Source organism: Corynebacterium phoceense (genome assembly GCF_900092335.1).
Classification (GTDB): Bacteria; Actinomycetota; Actinomycetes; order Mycobacteriales; family Mycobacteriaceae; genus Corynebacterium; species Corynebacterium phoceense.
Map to the genome: position 1 here is coordinate 859,503 of NZ_LT596207.1, position 18,581 is coordinate 878,083.

General features: G+C 62.5%; 21 protein-coding genes. 16 read left to right on the plus strand and 5 right to left on the minus strand.

Translation table 11 applies throughout. The features are described from left to right. Positions 1 to 132: 132 nt before the first annotated feature. The 7 genes from BN9444_RS04110 (at position 133) to dnaB (ending at position 5,371) form a co-directional block, all read left to right on the plus strand. Entirely contained in the window at positions 133 to 1,503 is a 1,371-nt protein-coding gene (locus tag BN9444_RS04110) for a glycosyltransferase family 87 protein (protein ID WP_068801452.1), read from the plus strand. Continuing rightward, complete coding sequence (locus BN9444_RS04115) at positions 1,500 to 1,706, plus strand: hypothetical protein (RefSeq protein ID WP_066492574.1); 207 nt, start codon at positions 1,500 to 1,502, stop codon at positions 1,704 to 1,706. The genes BN9444_RS04110 and BN9444_RS04115 overlap by 4 nt, the downstream gene beginning before the upstream one ends. A gap of 199 nt (positions 1,707 to 1,905) precedes the next feature. Beyond that, the gene (gene rpsF, locus BN9444_RS04120) at positions 1,906 to 2,196 is read left to right on the plus strand and encodes a 30S ribosomal protein S6 (RefSeq protein WP_070594249.1); all 291 of its coding nucleotides are present in this window, start codon (positions 1,906 to 1,908) and stop codon (positions 2,194 to 2,196) included. A 44-nt stretch (positions 2,197 to 2,240) separates the two neighbouring features. Continuing rightward, positions 2,241 to 2,855 carry a single-stranded DNA-binding protein gene (locus tag BN9444_RS04125; protein WP_068801453.1) on the plus strand — a complete coding sequence of 205 codons (615 nt, stop codon included), beginning with the start codon at positions 2,241 to 2,243 and terminating at the stop codon, positions 2,853 to 2,855. Between the two features lie 54 nt (positions 2,856 to 2,909). Continuing rightward, entirely contained in the window at positions 2,910 to 3,362 is a 453-nt protein-coding gene (rplI, locus tag BN9444_RS04130) for a 50S ribosomal protein L9 (RefSeq protein WP_066492566.1), read from the plus strand. Positions 3,363 to 3,460: 98 nt separating this feature from the next. Beyond that, the gene (locus BN9444_RS14080) at positions 3,461 to 3,664 is read left to right on the plus strand and encodes a hypothetical protein (RefSeq protein ID WP_141681473.1); all 204 of its coding nucleotides are present in this window, start codon (positions 3,461 to 3,463) and stop codon (positions 3,662 to 3,664) included. A 285-nt stretch (positions 3,665 to 3,949) separates the two neighbouring features. Continuing rightward, positions 3,950 to 5,371, plus strand: a complete 1,422-nt coding sequence (gene dnaB, locus BN9444_RS04135) for a replicative DNA helicase (RefSeq protein WP_141681474.1) — start codon at positions 3,950 to 3,952, stop codon at positions 5,369 to 5,371. A 277-nt stretch (positions 5,372 to 5,648) separates the two neighbouring features. Here dnaB and BN9444_RS04140 read toward each other — a convergent pair whose 3' ends face one another. The 4 genes from BN9444_RS04140 to BN9444_RS04155 form a co-directional block, all read right to left on the minus strand. After that, positions 5,649 to 6,215 carry a VanZ family protein gene (locus tag BN9444_RS04140; RefSeq protein WP_066492560.1) on the minus strand — a complete coding sequence of 189 codons (567 nt, stop codon included), beginning with the start codon at positions 6,213 to 6,215 and terminating at the stop codon, positions 5,649 to 5,651. Positions 6,216 to 6,236: 21 nt separating this feature from the next. Continuing rightward, on the minus strand, positions 6,237 to 7,577 hold the full coding sequence (locus BN9444_RS04145) for an MFS transporter (RefSeq protein ID WP_066492854.1): 1,341 nt from the start codon (positions 7,575 to 7,577) through the stop codon (positions 6,237 to 6,239). A gap of 51 nt (positions 7,578 to 7,628) precedes the next feature. Next, positions 7,629 to 9,749: a heavy metal translocating P-type ATPase gene (locus tag BN9444_RS04150; RefSeq protein ID WP_066492853.1), complete on the minus strand. Its 2,121-nt coding sequence runs from the start codon at positions 9,747 to 9,749 to the stop codon at positions 7,629 to 7,631. A 116-nt stretch (positions 9,750 to 9,865) separates the two neighbouring features. After that, positions 9,866 to 10,060 (minus strand): heavy-metal-associated domain-containing protein, encoded by a 195-nt coding sequence (locus BN9444_RS04155; RefSeq protein ID WP_066492559.1) that lies wholly within the window; start codon positions 10,058 to 10,060, stop codon positions 9,866 to 9,868. Positions 10,061 to 10,223: 163 nt separating this feature from the next. On the opposite strand from BN9444_RS04155, the gene trxA reads away from it, so the two are divergent. Next, complete coding sequence (gene trxA / locus BN9444_RS04160) at positions 10,224 to 10,595, plus strand: thioredoxin (RefSeq protein WP_068801455.1); 372 nt, start codon at positions 10,224 to 10,226, stop codon at positions 10,593 to 10,595. A gap of 81 nt (positions 10,596 to 10,676) precedes the next feature. Continuing rightward, the gene (locus tag BN9444_RS04165; RefSeq protein WP_066492555.1) at positions 10,677 to 11,441 is read left to right on the plus strand and encodes a PspA/IM30 family protein; all 765 of its coding nucleotides are present in this window, start codon (positions 10,677 to 10,679) and stop codon (positions 11,439 to 11,441) included. A gap of 45 nt (positions 11,442 to 11,486) precedes the next feature. On the opposite strand, the gene BN9444_RS04170 is transcribed toward BN9444_RS04165, so the two are convergent. Beyond that, a complete protein-coding gene (locus tag BN9444_RS04170; protein WP_066492552.1) occupies positions 11,487 to 12,668 on the minus strand; it encodes an NYN domain-containing protein in 1,182 nt (393 codons plus the stop codon). 140 nt (positions 12,669 to 12,808) lie between these two features. Here BN9444_RS04170 and BN9444_RS04175 point away from each other — a divergent pair, with 140 nt between their 5' ends. The 7 genes from BN9444_RS04175 to BN9444_RS04205 are packed head-to-tail and all read left to right on the plus strand — an operon-like array spanning position 12,809 to position 18,475. Beyond that, positions 12,809 to 13,183 (plus strand): GntR family transcriptional regulator, encoded by a 375-nt coding sequence (locus BN9444_RS04175; protein WP_066492546.1) that lies wholly within the window; start codon positions 12,809 to 12,811, stop codon positions 13,181 to 13,183. Continuing rightward, positions 13,180 to 13,944 (plus strand): ATP-binding cassette domain-containing protein, encoded by a 765-nt coding sequence (locus BN9444_RS04180; protein WP_066511214.1) that lies wholly within the window; start codon positions 13,180 to 13,182, stop codon positions 13,942 to 13,944. Before BN9444_RS04175 ends, BN9444_RS04180 begins: the two co-directional genes overlap by 4 nt. After that, positions 13,941 to 14,855, plus strand: coding sequence for a hypothetical protein (locus BN9444_RS04185; protein ID WP_066511212.1), 915 nt, complete (start codon positions 13,941 to 13,943; stop codon positions 14,853 to 14,855). Before BN9444_RS04180 ends, BN9444_RS04185 begins: the two co-directional genes overlap by 4 nt. Before the next feature lie 6 nt (positions 14,856 to 14,861). Further along, entirely contained in the window at positions 14,862 to 15,683 is an 822-nt protein-coding gene (locus tag BN9444_RS04190) for an ATP-binding cassette domain-containing protein (protein WP_066511210.1), read from the plus strand. Further along, positions 15,676 to 16,617 carry a hypothetical protein gene (locus tag BN9444_RS04195; RefSeq protein WP_068801456.1) on the plus strand — a complete coding sequence of 314 codons (942 nt, stop codon included), beginning with the start codon at positions 15,676 to 15,678 and terminating at the stop codon, positions 16,615 to 16,617. Before BN9444_RS04190 ends, BN9444_RS04195 begins: the two co-directional genes overlap by 8 nt. Continuing rightward, complete coding sequence (locus BN9444_RS04200) at positions 16,614 to 17,447, plus strand: AAA family ATPase (RefSeq protein WP_181734584.1); 834 nt, start codon at positions 16,614 to 16,616, stop codon at positions 17,445 to 17,447. Before BN9444_RS04195 ends, BN9444_RS04200 begins: the two co-directional genes overlap by 4 nt. Further along, positions 17,447 to 18,475, plus strand: coding sequence for a hypothetical protein (locus BN9444_RS04205; RefSeq protein ID WP_068801457.1), 1,029 nt, complete (start codon positions 17,447 to 17,449; stop codon positions 18,473 to 18,475). The genes BN9444_RS04200 and BN9444_RS04205 overlap by 1 nt, the downstream gene beginning before the upstream one ends. Positions 18,476 to 18,581 lie beyond the last annotated feature (106 nt).

Here is an 18,581-nt window from a genome sequence, read left to right on the forward strand (position 1 = left end):
CCCGCGGCCCCGGCTGCACCGGCGGAGAATGGCAACGGCGGCACCGGCGGCGGAAATCAGGATGCGCTCACGCAGCTGGGCAATGACCTCAACAACGCCGTCAACGACTTCCTCAACCAGTAGGCCGCGCGCATGACCGTCACTGCTCTCTCCCGGGAGCCTCTCGCCCGCGGGCTTGTCGAGTTCTTCGGCGGCCCGCGCGGCACGCATGCCTCGCGCCCCGTCAACGCCATGCGGTGGGTTCTCTCCGTTGGCTGGGTCTTCCTCGCCTTCGCTTACCTGGCCAAGGCCAACTGCGCGGGTGGCATCAAGAATGAGGACGGCACGGTCTCGCTCAACTGGGCGGGCGCGCGCCAGTACACCTCGTTCTGCTATAACGACATCATTCCGCTCTACGGCGGACGCGGTCTGGACAAGCCGGGCTTCGTCTACGCGTACTCGTGGCAGGAGGGCGATCTCACTCGCTACATGGAGTACCCGGTCCTCGCTGGTCTCTTCCAGGGCTTTGAGGGCTGGCTCGCGCGTACGACGTATCCGCTCGTTTCGTGGGCCGTCGCCGACGCTGGTTGGTACTTCGCGCTTACCGCGCTCACGATGGCCATCATGTGGGTGGCGACCCTGCGCATGGTGGGCGAGCTCCTCGGCAACCGTCTCTGGGACGGCTTGCTCGTCGCCGCGAGCCCGCTCGTCATCATGCATGGCTTCACCAACTGGGACATCCCATCCATCACGTTGGCCGTCGCCGCGCTGCTTGCCGTGAGCAAGCGCAAAAACTGGCTGGGCGGCATCCTCATCGGCCTGGGCTTCGCGTTTAAGATGTGGCCGCTGTTCATGCTCGGCGCGTTCCTCGTGCTCGCCATCCGGGACCGTCGCTTCGTGCCCTTCTTCAGGCTGCTTGGCGGTGCCGTGTGCGCGGCGGCAGTCGTCAATATTCCGATCGCGCTGCTCTACCCGGATGCCTGGTACGAGTTCTTCCGCCTCAACTCCACGCGTGGCTGGGAGTGGACGACGCTCTACGCGATGATTGCGCGCAACGTCCCCAACTTGCCCATGTCGGCCGAGTTTGTCAACGTCTTCTCGCTCGTGGGCTTCCTCGCGCTGTGCGTGGGCATCCTCATCTTTGGTTTGCGGACCCAGCGCACCCCGCGCGTGGCGGAGCTCGTCTTCCTCATCCTCGTGGCCTTCCTCATGCTCAACAAGGTGTGGTCGCCGCAGTATTCGCTGTGGCTGCTCGTGCCGGCCGTCCTCGCGCTGCCCAACTGGCGGCTCATTTTCACGTGGGGCTTCTTCGATGCCCTCGTCTGGCCCATCCTCATGCTCCACATGCATGGCGTGGAGAACAAGGGCCTGCCGGGAGAGATGCTCGACCTCGCCATCTGTCTGCGCGACGGCTTCATCCTCGCCATTGCCGTGCTCGTCATCCGTCAGATGCTGGGCAAGAGCCGCGACAAGGTGCTCGCGGACAATGGCACCGATCTACTAGCAGGAGATTTCGCGAAATGACCTTCACCATCGTGGGCATCGTGTCCATCGTCATCGGCTTTTGCTGCGTGATGGGTGCCTACTACACGTTCCAGAAGGGCGAGCCGGGCTCCAACCGCACGGTGCCCATCGTGCTGGGGCTCCTCGCCTTGGTGTTCCTCACCATCATTCCGGCGGGAACGGCCGTCTTCTTCGCCGCGCCCGGCGGCCAGCAGCTGCCGTAACTCTGGGTCCAGAACCACACTTCGGAATTACACTTTTGTCATTCGCCGCCTGCCCCGCTGGGGCCGGCGGCGATTTCCGTTTTTACCTGCATGTGGGGTATTCTCGTGGGGTTGCTTGACGCAACGAACCCTCCTGCCACATCCGCAAAGGTGATGTGGCCGAAAAACAATTACTAGACCATAGGAGGTGATGAGGTCCGTGCGTCACTACGAAGTCATGATCATTCTGGATCCTACCCAGGATGAACGCACCGTTGCCCCGTCCCTGGACAAGTTCCTCTCCACCGTGCGTGAAGAGAACGGCAAGGTAGAAAACGTTGATATCTGGGGCAAGCGCCGTCTGGCCTACCCGATCAACAAGAAGGACGAAGGCATCTACGCCGTCGTCACCCTCGAGTGCGAGTCCGCATCTGTGCTCGAGCTCGATCGTCGTCTGAACCTGAACGACAACGTTCTGCGTACCAAGGTTCTGCGCACTGACAGCAAATAGCGGATACTGGGTACATCAGTAACCAACGCTTGTAAGGAGACATCATGGCTCAGGGAGACACCAACATCACGGTCGTCGGCAACATCGTTGCTGACCCGGAACTGCGTTTTACCCCGGCGGGAGCAGCTGTTGCTAACTTCCGCGTCGCCTCGACCCCTCGTCGCTACAACTCGCAGACGAACCAGTGGGAAGACGGCGAAGCAATGTTCCTCACCTGCAACGTGTGGCGCCAAGCGGCGGAGAACGTGGCCGAGACCCTCACGAAAGGCATGCGCATTATCGTGACCGGTCGCCTGAAGGCTCGTTCTTACCAGACCCGCGAAGGTGAAAACCGCACGGTTTTCGAGATCGACGTTGACGAAGTCGGTCCGTCTCTGCGTTATGCCACCGCACAGGTTGCCCGTAACCCCCGTGAGGGCGGCAACGGCAACTACGGCGGCGGCAATGACAATAACCAGGGCGGCGGCAACTTCGGTGGCGGCTTTGGCGGCGGCAATAACAATGCCGGCCAGCAGCAGCAATCGCAGGGCGGTTTTGGTGGTAACAACAACCAGAACTTTGGCCAGCAATCGCAGCAGCAGGCACCCGCTAACGATCCGTGGAACTCCGCCCCGCCGGCTGGCGGCTTTGGCGGCGCCGCTGATGAACCCCCGTTCTAAAGCTGTTTTACACGCAATCTAAATTATTAAAGACTCAATTGAAAGGCAGGGATCATGAAGCTGATCCTCACCGCTGCCGTTGAGAACCTCGGCGCCGCAGGCGATATTGTTGAGGTTAAGGACGGCTACGGACGTAACTACCTGCTTCCGCGCGGTCTGGCCATCGTTGCCACCCGTGGTGCTGAGAAGCAGATCGAGGGCATCAAGCGCGCCCAGGAAGCTCGCGCAATTCGCGACCTGGACCACGCACGCGAGATTCGCACCCAGCTCGAGCAGCTCACCGACATCAAGGTGCCGGTGAAGACCTCGGAGAAGGGCAAGCTCTTCGGTTCCGTGTCCGCAGAGGACATCGTTGCCGCGGTCGAAACCGCCGGTGGCCCCAAGCTGGATAAGCGCATTGTTGTGCTTCCTAAGGGCCTCGTCAAGAAGACTGGCAACTACCAGGTCGAGCTCAAGCTGCACGCTGACGTTCTCGGCAAGGTGAACTTCTCGGTCGTCGCTGCCTAATTTTGGCGCACGACGGTCTACGCTCGTGTAGCGTCTAGACCCAAAGACAACAGCACGCCGCAGCGCCCCGCGCCGCGGGCTGGCCATCATGTGAGGTGATGGCTTCCCGCATTGCGCCCGGGGCGCTGTGGCATTTTTCCTGTCTGTGGCCGCTCGCCGGTAAAATTGTGGAAAACTTGCGTAACCTGTGGATAACTTATTGTCCTTTACCCAATCTTCACATTCCGGCCATGGCTGCTTTCCCGCAGGTAAAGGCACTTATCCACGGATCTGGTGAGGATTTTCACACCCGCAATAAATAGCTCTGACCTGCGCAAACGATCGTTGCAGGTCAGAGCCGGTGAAAGTTATCCACAGGCCTGACCATGGGAAATGTATCTTCCGCTGTTAACCACCTGGGGTTTCTACAGGTTGCTGTGGATAACGGTGCAATTTGTGCCCAGGGGGTAGACGAGACTAGTCGTTCTGGCCGTGTCAGGACGCTGAACTAGAGTAGGGACGCAGACGGATGAAAGAGGGGACACCTGGTGACTACGCCAAGTTTTGATGACGACAATTACGCGCCGCCGGAAGAGGATTTTGGGCCCATGGAGCCCGCGCCCCCGGAGGAGAAACCGCGCCGCTTCGGCCGCGGCACCGGCCGCCGTGGCAAGCACACGAACGACGGCGATTACGCCGCGTACGGTAACTTCCGCCAGCCGCCGGCTGACCGCGAGGCGGAGCAGGGCGTCCTGGGCGCCATGCTGCTTAGCCCGGCCACGGCGTCTGAGGTCTCTGAGATCGTCACGGAGGACGACTTCTACTACCCGGCGCACGCCATCATCTTCAAGCACATCATGGCGTTGTTCGCTGACGGCAAGGAAATCGATGCCGTCGTGCTCAGCGGCCGCCTTGACCGCTACGGCGAGCTCGAGCGCGCCGGTGGTGCCCCGTATTTGCACACTCTGCTGGCCTCGGTGCCTACCGCAGCCAACGCACGCTATTACGCAGAAATCGTCGCGGAGAAGGCTGTCCTCCGTCGCCTCATCGACGCCGGCACGCGCGTGGTCCAGCTGGGCTACGTGGCCCAGGAGGACGCGGAGCTCGAATCCGTCATTAACGACGCGCAGCAAGCCGTCTTTAACGTCTCGCAGCGCAAGAAGTCCGAAGACTACAAGCCGCTGAGCGAGCTCATCGTGCCTACCATCGATGAGCTTGTGCAGCTGCAGGAACACGGCGGCGTCGAACTCGGCGTTCCCACCGGCTTTGTCGATCTGGATAAGCTCACCAACGGTCTCCATGCTGGCCAGATGGTCATCGTCGCCGCTCGTCCGGGTGTGGGTAAGTCAACGCTGGCCATGGACTTCATGCGCTCGTGTTCCCTCCACCACGGCAAGACCTCCGTCATCTTCTCCCTCGAGATGTCCGCGAACGAAATCCTCATGCGTTTGCTCTCCGCGGAGTCTGAGGTCAAGCTTGCGGATATGCGTGCTGGCCGCATTTCGCCGGAAGACTGGTCCAAGCTCGAGGAGACCATCACGCGCATCGACAACGCGCCGATGTTCATCGATGACTCACCGAACCTCACCATGATGGAGATCCGCACCAAGGCCCGCAAGATCAAGCAGCAACATGGCCTCGACATGATCGTCCTCGACTACATGCAGCTGATGAGCTCGGGCAAGAAGGTCGAGTCCCGTCAGCAAGAGGTCTCGGAGTTCTCCCGTAGCCTCAAGCTGCTCGCCAAGGAGCTCGAGGTTCCGCTCATCGCCATCTCGCAGCTGAACCGCGGTCCTGAGGCCCGTACGGACAAGAAGCCGCAGCTCGCTGACCTGCGTGAGTCGGGTTCGCTGGAGCAGGACGCCGATATGGTTATGCTGCTCTACCGCCCGGACTCTCAGGATCGCGATAACGAGCGTGCCGGCGAGGCCGACATCATCCTGGCCAAGCACCGCGGCGGCCCTATCGATACCGTGACGGTCGCGCACCAGCTGCATTACTCGAAGTTCGTCAATATGGCCCGCGGCTAGGGGCGCATCGCTGCTACGGTTTTCCTTTCAGGCTGACGTGGCGTCGCCGCGTGATGCGTTTATGGCTCACATTGGCTTGAAGTGAAAAACACCGTGAGCCCCAACCCGAAGGTTGGGGCTCACGGCGACTCTATCTCTCTTAGGAAGGGTCCCTTAGGCGGTGTCTCACGCCGCCACCCCGGAACCAGGGGCTCTCTCTATCTCTCTCAAAGGTATGCGCCTCTCAAACGCATGAACTCAGTATGGGACACGAGGCTGGCGGGAGCCCTACACGCGGCTACGCGTTACCTGGCAATTCCTGGGAAGTAACTGAAGGCGCCGAAACGTCCTTCACCTTGTCCGGATCGCCGAGCCGTGGTCCGAGCGCGGCGAGGACCACGAACACCGCGGTCGTGAGGATGCCTAGCCAGATCCACAGGCGGTGAAACCGTGGCCCGCACCAGGAGGCGAAGGCGGCGCCAGCGAATGCGCCGAGGGTGTTGAATATGAGGTCGTCGATGTCGCTGCGGCCGAGACCAAAGGCGTATTGGAGGGTCTCCACCGTGAGCGAGAGGCCGAAGCCACACGCGGTAACAGGCCCAATGCGGCGCAGGAGAATGAAGAGCAGGACGCCCAGCGGGACAAAGAGCGCGAAGTTGCCGCCGTAGCCGAAGACGGGACCGAACCACGAGGTGCCGTCGAGCTCCGCCAAGGGACGGAGACGAATCTCGCGGGCCACCTGGTTCTCGGGCAGCCACAGGTAGCCGATCTGGAAGAAGGCCTTGAGCAGGGTGAGGGCAACGATGACCCCCACGTAGCCGCCGAGGGCGAGGACCAGAGTGGGGGTCAGACGGGAAGAGCGCATGCCCGCGATTGTAGAGCAGATCTAGGAAAGCGCCTTGCCGCGTTGCTCAGGGAGAGCGAAGGCAGCGAGCGCCGCGAGAGCGAAGGCGGCCGCGAAAAGCGCGAAGAGCCAGCCGGAGCCCGCGCCGGCGAGGATGAGCGGGACGAGGAGTGGCGCGATGATGGAGGCGAGGCGGCCAAAGCCAGCGGCGGCACCCGTGCCTGCGCCGCGCAGGTGCGTGGGGTAGAGCTCCGGGCCCACGGCGTAGAGCGCGCCCCACGCGCCGAGGTTGAAGAAGGAGAGCAGGCAGCCGGCGACGAGGATGAGCCATTCCGTATGCGCGAATCCGTAGAGACCCGCGGCGCAGGCGGAGCCCACGAGGAAAGCGGCGAGCGTCACGCGTCGGCCCCAGACCTCAATGAGCCAGGCGGCCATCGCGTAGCCCGGCAGCTGCGCCAGCGTGATGATGAGAGTGAACGAGAAGGATTTCACGAGCGAGAAGCCGTCCGCTACGAGCAGCGACGGAATCCACACGAAGGCGCCGTAGTAGCTGAGGTTGACGCAGAACCAGACCGTCCAGAGTGCTGCGGTGCGCCCGCGCAGGGACGGTGACCAAATGGAGCGGGAGGTGACGTCGTCTTCGGCGAAGGTGGGAGTGGAGGGGGCATCGGCAAGCTCTGCGTCGGTGGGGACGGCGGCCTCGAAGGAGGCGACGATTTCCTCGGCCTCCTCGTGCCGGCCGCGGGACTCGAGGAAGCGCACGGACTCCGGAAGGTGGAGGCGCACGTAGAGGGCGTAGAACGCCGGCACCATGCCCAGCGCGAGGGCCCAGCGCCAGCCGGAGTCATGCGCGCCGACCACGAAGGTGCCGATGACGGCGGCAAGGATCCAGCCCACGGCCCAGAAGGCCTCGAGGAGGACGACCATGCGGCCGCGGACCTTGACCGGAGAGAACTCGGAGATGAGCGTCGAGGCGACGGGGAGCTCTGCGCCCAGGCCCAGGCCGATGAGGAAGCGGAGGACGAGCAGCATGACCAGGCCCGTGGACAGCGCGGAGGCGCCGGTGGCGAGACCGTAGACGAGCAGCGTGAGGGCGAAGACGTGGCGGCGGCCGAACTTATCGGCAAGCAACCCGCCGAAGGTCGCGCCGATGGCCATGCCAATGAAGCCGATGGAGGCGAGCCACGAGGACTCGGTGGGCGTGATGCCCCAGTGGACGGCGAGGGCGGCCATGATGAAGGAAATGAGGCCGACGTCCATGGCGTCGAGCGCCCAGCCAATGCCGGAGCCGATGAGCAGTTTCTTGTGCTTGCCCGTGACCGGCAGGCGATCGAGGCGTTCGTTGCGAGATAAAGGAAGAGAATTCTGTCGAAGGATTGGCATGCACAAAGATTAGGCCCCCGGAATCGGGGGCGCTAGATTCTGTGCAAATTCTTAATCGATAGAGCGGAAATTCTTCAGTCGCAGGGAGTTGCTCACCACGAAGACCGAGCTGAAGGCCATGGCAATACCCGCGAACAGGGGGTTGAGCAGGCCGACGGCGGCGACCGGAATGAGGACCACGTTGTAGGCGAACGCCCAGAAGAGATTGCCCTTGATGATCTTCAGGGTGCGGCGGGACAGCCGGATGGCGTCGACGGCGGAGCGGAGGTCGTCGTTCATGAGCGTGATGTCGGAGGCCTCAATGGCGACGTCCGTGCCGGTGCCCATGGCGATACCGAGATCCGCCTGGGCGAGAGCGGCTGCGTCGTTGACGCCGTCGCCGACCATGGCCACGGTCTTGCCCTCTTCCTGGAGGCGCTTGATGGTCGCTACCTTGTCTTCTGGCATGACGCCGGCGGTGACGGACTCGATGCCGACTTCGCGTGCCACCGCCTGCGCAGCGTGCTCGTTGTCGCCCGTGAGCAGGTGCGGGGTAAGTCCCAGCTCCTTGAAGTGGGCGATGGCAGTGGCCGAGCTGGATTTGACGGTGTCGCGGACCTCAATGGTGCCCTTGACGGCGCCGTCCACGGTGACGGCGACGAGCGTGCCGGTGCCCTCGTAGTCGGTGCCCGCTGGCGGGCGGCCGACGAGGACGCACTGGCCGTTCACGGTGCCTTCGACGCCGTGGCCGGGAACCGAGGCAAAGTCAGTGGCTTCCGGTGCGTCCGGGGCCGCGGCGACGATGGCCTTGGCAATGGGGTGCTCGGAGCCGCGCTCCACGGCGGCGGCGAGAGCGAGGACGTCGCCCTCGACGTGGGAGACGGCCATCGTGCCCTCGGTCACGGTGCCCGTCTTATCGAGCACGATGGTGTCGACCTCGCGGGTGGACTCGAGAATCTCCGGGCCCTTGATGAGGATGCCCATCTGGGCGCCGCGGCCGGAACCGACGAGGATGGCGGTCGGCGTAGCCAGGCCCATGGCGCACGGGCAGGCGATGATGAGGACCGCGACCGCCGCGATGAAGGCCGGGGCGACGCCCCCAAAGAAGAGGTGGACGATGAGCGTGAGGATAGCGATTCCGATGACAACGGGGACGAAGACCTGTGCGATCTTGTCCACGAGGCGCTGGATGGGGGCCTTGGAGGCCTGGGCGTCCTTGACCATCGTGGCCATCTGCGCAAGCACGGTGTCCGAGCCGACCTTCGTGGCGCGGACCTCGAGTCGGCCCGAGGCGTTGACGGTGGCGCCGGTAACGCGAGAGCCTTCGGACACCTCAACCGGCACGGATTCGCCGGTGAGCATGGACTCGTCTACGGCGGAGTTGCCAGCGGAGACGATGCCGTCCGTGGCGATCTTCTCGCCCGGGCGAACGATGAAGGTATCGCCGACCTGGAGTTCCTTGATGGGCACACGCACCTCGACGCCGTCACGCAGCACCGACGCGTCCTTCGCGCCCATGGTGAGCAGCGAGCGCAGTGCCTCCGAAGACCGGCCCTTGGCGCGGAACTCGAACCAGCGGCCGAGCAGCAAGAAGGAGATGACCATGCCCACGGACTCGAGGTAGATGTGGTCCATCTCCGCGTCGTTGGACAACAGCGTCATGTGCATCTTCATGCCGGGCATGCCGGCGTTGCCAAAAAAGAGTGCGTAAAGCGACCAGAAGTAGGCGGCCGTGGTGCCCATGGTGATAAGCGTGTCCATGGTGAACGAGCCGTGCTTGAGGTTCGTCCACGTCGCCTTGTGGAAGGGTGCGCCGCCGAAGATGTAGACGATGGTCGCAAGAATGGTCGCGGCCCACTGCCAGTTGGTGAACTGGAGAGCCGGGATCATGGACACGAGCATGACCGGCAGCGAGAGTGCACCGGAGATGAGCGTGCGGCGGAGCAGGTCGTCCGTCTGCGCGTCGCGGGCGGACTCGTCCTCATCCTCAGCGCCCTCAGGCTCGTCATCCCCGCTCATAGAAAACGCCCCATAGCCAGCGTTCTCGATGACCTTGATGAGGTCCTCGACGCTCGTGGTGGTGGGGTCGTAGCTCACGGAGGCTTCTTCCGTGGCGAAGTTGACGGTGGCCTCCACGCCGTCGACCTTGTTGAGCTTGCGCTCCACGCGTGACGAGCACGACGTGCACGTCATGCCGGTCACCCCGAGATCAATGTGGTGTAGCGCGGTGGGAGTGGTCACCGTGGAACTCCTTTCCTGTACAAACCTATGCGCGCTCTCGCGCCGGGCGGCCTTTCGCGAGAGAAGGCCTAGGCCAGCTCGTAGCCGGCTTCCTTGACGGCGGCGGCGACCTGTTCGTCGGTGAAGCCCTCGCCCTCGACGGTGACGGCACCGGTGGCGTGGTCAGCGGTGACAGCGGTGACGCCGGCGATCTCGCCGATCTCTTCCTTCACGGACATCTCGCAGTGGCCGCAGGTCATGCCCTTGACGGTGTAGTTGTTCATGGTGTGTCTCCTTCGTACGGGGATCTAGTGCTTACGCCGTCGATAATATACCCCCTGGGGGTATCTGGCAAGGATAAATATCCGTGGGAATAACTCACGAACGTGTACGGTTGATAGGAAAGAACGAAGCAAAATTAGCTGATTGATAAAAGGAGTTACCGCAATGGCGACTGTCGACGTCACTGAAAAGGACTTTGAGTCCACCGTTAGCGCCGAGGGCATTGTCCTCGTTGACGCCTGGGCCGATTGGTGCGGTCCGTGCAAGCGCTTCGCTCCGGTCTACGACGCAGCGTCGGAGAAGCACGAGAACATCACGTTTGCGAAGCTCGATACCGAGGCTAACCAGGGTCTGTCCGCAGCCCTGCAGATCCAGTCTATCCCCACGCTCATGGCGTTCCGCGATGGCGTGATGGTCTTCCGTCAGGCAGGCGCCCTGCCGCCGGCCGCACTCGAGGATCTTATCGGTCAGGTCGAGGGGCTCGACATGGACGAGGTCCGCAAGCGGGTGGCTGCCCAGCAGGCGCAGCAGTCCTAAGTCCTGCGCACGACGGCGCTTTCCCACGTATCATCGTGGGAAAGCGCCTTTTTTTAATGAAACTATAAGGAGTACGAAACAATGGCTAACCCGATGAGCAAGGGCTGGAAGTACCTCATGGCTTCTTTCGATCAGAAGATCGATGAGAACGCAGACCCCAAGGTCCAGATTCAGCAGGCGGTCGAGGGGGCCAAGAAGCAGCACGCGGAGATTACCCAGCACGCCAGCGAGATTATCGGCAACCAGTCGCGCCTCGAGATGCAGATGAACCGCCTCATCGAGACTGTGCAGAAGTACCAGGAGCAGACGCAGCGTGCGCTCGAGCTTGCCGATGCCGCCTCGGCCAAGGGCGATTCCACCGCAGCCACCGAATATAACCAGGCCGCAGAGGTTGTTGCCGCGCAGCTCGTCGCCGCCGAGCAGGAGCTCGAGGGCATGAAGACTCAGTACCAGGCGGCAACGCAGGCTGCGGAGCAGGCGAAGCAGCAGCAGAAGGAATCAGAAGCGCGTCTGCGCGAGCAGCTCGCCCAGGTCGACCAACTCATGGCGCAGGCCGATCAGGCCGCCATGCAGGAGTCCAACGCGAAGGTCCTCGACTCCATGAACGAGCTGTCCCCGGATGATTCGACGCCCACGCTTGACTCTGTCCGCGCCAAGATCGAGAAGCGCTACACGGACGCCCTCGGCGCCCAGGAGCTCATGCAGGGCACCGGGACCGTCAATATCCAGGACTTCTCCAAGGCGGACACCGAGCTCAAGGCCAGCTCCCGCCTCGCCGAGATCCGTGCCGACATGGCGAAGAAGAAAGAGCTCGACGCTGCTCCGGACGCTGACGCCGAGAAGTAGTGACGTACGCGTTACCCCCAGTTCCCTGTGAACTGGGGGTTTGTTTTACTTGTCGCGGTTGAGGAGCACGCCGCGGATGCCGGAGTGGAAGCCGTCGCGCAGGTTCACGCGCTGGGTCTCGGTGAGCGTGTACTCGTGGAGCGTGTCGCACGCGAATTGGAGGAGCGGGCGGTCGATCTCGGGCGGCAGACCGCCGCCGGAGAGAAGGTGCGCCTGGTCGCGCTGCTCGGCGGTCGCGGCGTTGTCGAACCACCAGCTGGCGTACTGCTGGCCCACGTCGAACGGCGTCTGGAAGCCGGCGGAGGTCCAGACCTCCTCCGGCAGCGGCACGTAACGGGAGCGCAGCTTGCGGCGCGGCGCCATCATGGACGGCTTCGGCGGACCGGACGGGCCCGGCTTCGCAGGCGTCTCTTCGGCGGGAGCCTCAGGCTTCGGGGAGTCGGAGGCGGACTCGGCAGACGTGGTGGGCTCGACGGGCGCGGCCTGCTCCGACGTGCGGTGCTCCGGCTGGTGTGCCGCCATACCATGCGGCGTGGAGGAGAATGCGGCCTCGACCTCGGAGGGCTCGCCACAGACGTCGGGGCCGGGCACTGCCGGCTCCTCGGTGCCCTCCGGCGCGGTAGCCGCGCTCTCCTCCTGCTCCTCGTCTGGCTGGTGACGGATGACCGGCGGCAGCGGTCCTTCGAGGACCTGGATTTCCATGGCGTCCGCGAAGTCCTCGCGCGGGTCCAAAATCGTGGTCGTATCGCAGGAGTGGCGCAGGTTGGAGGACATGGAGTCCCAGCCAAAGCCGTAGAGGTGCACGCGAATGCCCGCGAGCACCGCCTCCTCAACGCCCGGAATCATGTCCGCGTCGCCGGAGACGAGCACGAAGTCCGTGACTTGTTGCTTCATGGCGGCGACGATCATGTCCGCGACGAGACGCGTGTCCACGCCCTTCTGCGTGCGGCGGTCGCCCCACTCGATGAGCTGGCCTGTGCGCAGCTGCACGCCGTCACAGGTGCGCAGCGCGCGCTGGTAGCGGTGTGGGCCGGTATCCGGGATGCCGTCGTACCAGTACTGACGCTGAATTTTTTGGTCCAGTTGGTTTTCGATCATGGTGCCCATGGTGTTGACGACCTCGGGAAGGTCAATCTCTAACTGGGCGCGGGCACCCGTCTCCCAGGCGTTATAAAAACTTGCTAATAGGTAAGAAGTGTCGACGAAAACTAACGTTCTCTCAAGCATTGTTGCGGTCCTAAATCTTTATTGCTAACTCGTTTCCCTCCAGTGTGCCCCAAAAAGGCAAAAACTGCGATAGGCCTTGACGAATTCCCAGACGGCCAATATGGTTAGTTACACAAGTGACTAACCAACTAAGGATGCCCATGGACAACTCCACCCAACCGTTGTTCCGGCAAATCGCCGCGCTCATCGAAGATTCCATCATCGATGGCGCACTCGCGGAAGGTGCGCAAGCCCCGTCGACGAACGAGCTCGCCGCGTTCCACAACATCAACCCCGCGACCGCCAGGAAAGGAATTACCTTGCTTGTCGAACTCGGAATTCTCGAAAAGCACCGCGGCGTCGGCATGTTCGTCGCGGACGGCGCGACCGAGAGCATCCGCGAGCGCCGCCGCAGCGACTTTGCCGCCGAATACGTCGCCCCACTCGTGGACGAGGCTGCCCGCCTCGGCTACACGCGGGGCCAACTCCAGGAACTCGTTCACCGCGTCGCTGAAAGCCGAGGTCTCTACTCATGATCACTGCACGCCATCTCTCCAAATCCTTCGGAAGCAAGAAGGTCTTCGAAGGACTCAACTTCGATATCCACGACGGCCAGCTCCATGCCTTGGTGGGCCGCAACGGCTGCGGCAAGACGACGCTGCTCTCCCTCCTTGCCGGACAGAAGCGCTACGAAGGCGAGCTCTCGCACAACCCGTATAACAATCGCGCGGTCATGGACACCATCGTGTTCACTGGCGTGGACACCGCCTACCCCAACTGGCGGCTTCACGACATCCTCACCGCTGCTGGACAGCGCTACCCGTACTGGTCGCTGCGCGATGACCTCCTGGACGCGTTCGACCTCGACCTTCACACGAGTTACGCCGCCGCCTCGCGCGGTCAGCGTTCCATGCTCGCCATCATCGTGGCGCTTTCCGCCAATGCGGAGCTCACTCTCCTCGATGAGCCCTACTTGGGTCTCGACGATGCGAACCGCACGATCTTTTACGACAACCTTCCGCATGACCGCACGATGGTCGTCGCGACCCATGCTCTCGAAGAATCCGCTCAGCACTTCGACCGCTTCCTCCTCATGGGCGAGGGCATGCAGGACTACTCAGCCGCCGAGCTTGACGATGCCTTCGTGGTTGCCCCCGGCTCTCCCGATCTCGCCCCACATGCTGTGCGCACCGAGGAGATTGCCGGCCAGTCGCGCATGATCGTCCCTCGTGGCGTTGCTGAAGGCACCCCGCTGCCGCTGGCCGACGCGGTCCGCATTCTGGGAGGCCAGCGATGATCTTCAAGTATCAGTTCACCAATGGCGGCTGGGTCGCGGCTCTCATTAGCGTGGCGTTCCTTGGCTTGGCATTGCTCTTAGGGAGCGTTGTCGCGGTATGGCCGGTCGCCTTCTTCGGCGCCACCGCAGTGGCGCTGCCACTTGCCTACTTCTTTCTCCCGCGCCGCAGTGCCGATGCTTTCGGCATGACAACCGGCGAATGGATCCGCACCAACGTCACGCCGCTCGTGGTCTGCCTCGCCCTGGGGCTCGGCGCGCAGGCTTTCGTCCTTCCCGCTCGATGGCTACTTTGTGAAGCACTCGCCATCTGTGTCTTCTGGGTGTCGCTGTTCTTTCGGCTCCGTGGTGAATCCCGCGGTATCGCCAAGGGAAGTCTGCGTTTCCATGGCTGGTGGCTCCTGCTAGCCAGCGCCGCGGTTGCTATCCCGCTCCTTGCGGTGGCGCAGCCCTTCCTCGGCCCCACGTGGGGTCCGGCCTTCTGGGCCTTCCTCCCATTCATCTTGGGGATGATCGCGCAGATGCCGTGGACTGAGCTCACGCCTTCCGGCCTTCAGGCGTTCGGGTATCCACGCACCGAGTGGGTGCGCCGCCAGCTCATTCTTGCCGCGCTGAGCCTTGTCATCTTCGCGGGCATCGCCGTGGTCTTCCAGTTCGGCTGGGTCTACCCCTTTGCCGCCACCTGCGTGCTGCTTTTGGTCGCACTCTCCGGCCTGGGCACCGGTTTCGCAACCTTCGGCATGATCATGTTCTCCGGTCACCTGCGTGACGGCGACTCGCTGAAGTGGCAGCTCATTACCTTCCTCATCCTCGCCGTCGTCACCTCCTACGTCGTGTTCTACCGTCCCTTGCGCGACGAAAGCCCAGCTCCGTCCGTTCGTTTCGCCCCACGCCTGCGCAGATCCGAGGTTTAAATACTCATGATTGTCACTACTCACCACGCCGCGAAGTCCTTCAAGAAAAAGGAGGTCCTCCGGGACGTCGAGTTACAGCTCGAAGAAAACCGCATCTACGGTCTTGTCGGCCGCAACGGCACAGGCAAGTCCACGCTGCTCTCACTGCTCGCCGGCCAGGCGCGCTATGACGGGGACATCAAAGTCTTCGGCCACGAACCCTTTGATAACGAGGCCGTCATGGACGATATCGTGTTCACCGGCGTCGATACTCCGTACCCTGCGAACTGGAGTTTCAAGGCCATCCTCGACGTCGCGTCCAAGCGCTACCCGCATTGGGACCAGGCGACAGCGGACCACCTGCTCGAGACCTTCGCGCTCGATGTGAAGACGTCCCACAGTAAGGCCTCCCGCGGCCAGCGCTCCATGCTCGCCATCGTCATCGCACTGGCAGCTCGCGCGCCGCTTACACTCCTCGACGAGCCCTACCTCGGCCTCGACGTGCAGAACCGCGACCTGTTCTACCGGGAGCTCGTCGCCGCGCAGGAGGCGAACCCGCGCACCATCGTCATTGCCTCCCACGATCTTGAGGCCTCCGCCAAGCTCGTGGACTGCTACCTCGTCCTGCGCGACGGCGTCATCCGCACCCTCGAGTCGGAGCGGCTTGATGATGCCCTCGTCTCGCTCACCGTCGCCAACCCCGTTCCGCCCGAGCTTTCCGATGCAGCCCTCGCCACCGAGTCTCTCGGCTCCAGCACCCGCGTTGTTGTACGCCGCGGCGTCGCTGATGGCTCCCCGGTCGCCCTCGAGGACGCCGTGGCACTCGCGATGGGAGGCAGCGATGTCTAAAGGACTTGTATCTGTCGTCTTCCGGCACTGGACAGGGTCTACGCGACAGCTGCTATCAGCGCTGGGCATGTGTGCCTCGATGATCGGATTCAGGATTGTCATTGGTGACCTCTCGTGGGTGTCCATGCTTTTCTTTGCGCTCGTGCCGATCGGGGTGGGCTCTGTCCTTCACGTGCCCTACGGCACGCTCAAAGCGTTCGGCTACCGTCGGGCCGACTTTGTGCGAATCAACGTCCCTATTGTGCTCATTGCCGCTGCAATGACCTTCGCTTTTACGGTAGGCGAGTTGCCGTGGGTTGTGACGGTACTGCTTACTACGCTCGTCGCAGCTACTTTGGCGTTGACTCTTCGCCAGGAGGTCAAGGAGGATCGTTCCCGCAACCACGAGCCTGTAGTGGAAAAGAATCCTGGGGAAGGGCAGTGGCACATGATGCTCTTGGTCGTCGCGCTATTCGGCGTATTCCTGTGGGGTTGGAAGACTCTGCTTCCAGCCATTGCTCCGGACTTGTGGGGGTCTCTCGTCGTGACTGTGCCGGTGATTGCTGGCGCACTCGGTTCTAATCTAGCGACCGGCACGCACCTCGCCGCCTGGCAAGCCTTCGGTAAGACGCGCCGAGCTTGGCGCACTCGGGCGCTGGTGAACGGGGGCATCGGCATGCTCGGCGTTGCGCTATGCACCCTAGTGCTGGATCCCTCCCTCGTAGCTCTCAATGTCGGGACTTTCTGGTTTGCCTACGCGCTGATGAATACAACTGTGGGCGCCATCATTGCAGTCATCGTGCCCATGACATTTGGTGGGTTTATTAGAGGAATTGAGCCGGGCGCTGTCTATCTACTGCTTTCGGGTGGGGTCTTGCTCCTGATAGCTGCGGTCATGCTGTGGCTTTACCCGAAGTACGCCAATACTCAGAAGCGATTGGAGCTTAGACGATGATTACTGCGACCAACCTGCGGATGAAGAACACACCGGCGTTGAACTTTGAGCTCGCGCAGGGACTTACGCACGGGCTCGTGGGCGCGAACGGCGTGGGCAAGACGACACTTTTGCGCATGATGGCAGGGCAGTTCCCGTCCATGGGCCTGCGCGTCTTCGGCGAGGAACCCTTCGACAACCAACGCGTCATGGACCGGACGATCCTCATGGGCATTGACAACCCACTTTTCGATGGATGGAACGTGAAGAAGCTGTTCCGGATCGGCCAGGTTCGTTGGAAGACGTGGAACCAAGACCGCGCCGATGAACTTGTCGACGCCTTCGAGCTTCCGGTGCAGAATTACTCTTCGCTCTCGCGCGGCCAGAAATCCGCGATGGGTTTCATCTTCGCCGTGGCTTCTGGCTGCGAGCTCATGCTCCTCGATGAGCCCTACCTGGGGCTCGACGTGCAGCGCCGCCAGGTGTTCTTCGACGTGATGCGCGAGGAGCAAGGGACGCGGACCATCGTGGTTTCAACCCATCATCTTTCGGAGATTGAGGGCTACCTCGATACCATTCTCTTACTTTCCGATGAACCGCTCTCTGGCCCCATCGACGAGATCGTCGATTCCATTGTCGCCGTCTCCGGGCACGCTTCCCAGCTCGACCGCGCGCTGGGCAGGCTTCAACTGCCCGTGCTTGCACGAGAGTCCTCAACCCTGGCCGACCGCGCGATTATCGACGCGCGTCCCAAGTTTGCACAGTGCGTCTTCGACCAGGCCAAGGACCTGGGACTGCGTGCGCAGGAAGTGACGCTTGAGGAAGCCGTGCTGGCATTAGGGGAGGCGTAATGCGACTGTTCTTTGTGGTCGTCGAGACGCATACGCTTGTCGTCTACAGCATCATGTTGCTGCTGTGGGGCATCCTCGCGCCCGTCAAGGGTCCGGTAACGGCTGGTTCGCTGGCCTTCCTCGCGGTGGTTGTGGTCCTATCGACCACGGTGAACAAGACGAAAGCCACGGCGCTGGGGCTCTCGCGGAAAGCGCAGACGCGCTACAACCTAGGGCTCGCCACGTACTACGTCGTGCTCGGCGCTGCAGTTTCGGTGGCGCGCCAGTGGTGGTGGTTGGCCGCTCTCGTCCTGATCGCGTGGGTTATCCGACTCTTTGTGACGCTGCGTCAGTCGTCGCAGTCCGCGGCCCAATCCGACATGGAGGTGCGTGAACTCCAGTATCGAGTAACCTCGGACGGCAATTCCGACTTTGGACGTTTCCCCATCACTCCCACGGCGCAGCTGATCTACCGGCCGCTGGTCCGCTCGTGGATGTGGGTCGTGGCCGGGTACGCCTCCGTCGGACTTGTCATGTGGGCGGCCATCGTCTTTTGGAACATTGAGGGACAGCTCTTCAGTATCGTCTATGTCATGGTGACGCTATTGACGCTCGGGGCACTCATGGATTCCTACCGCACATCGTTCAAGGAGTTCGTCACGCTCGGTGGCTCGCGTCAGCAGTGGGTGCGCGCTGTCACAGCGGCGAGCGTCATCGGTGCGGCCGCCGGCGCCATCCTGGAGTTGGTGGTTTGGACTAGCCAGGGGATTATCACCGGAATGATATTCGGCATGGGCGCGTTGATTCCCGTACTCGGCGTGAGTTGGGAACTGCTCTCCCGGAAAACGATCGTCTGGACCATGTGCATGGCGGTGACTGCCGGAGTCACCTTTGTCCTGACGGTCATGGAGGTTCTGCCGCAATGGTCCTTCGCCGCGTGCGCCGGCGTGCTTTACCTCGTATGGGCAGCCCTGCTCCCTATGTATGCTCGCAATGCCGACCCATACAGTGGTGGAGTGCTGCAATGGTTTGGCGTGAACACGTCATAAATGCGCGATGTCCTGCAGATTTGTGTGTTTTTAGATCGCTGTGTATCTTTATCTAAGTCAGCGCGACCGACAACGCCCCACAAGCACTTGATGGTGTTTGGCTGAA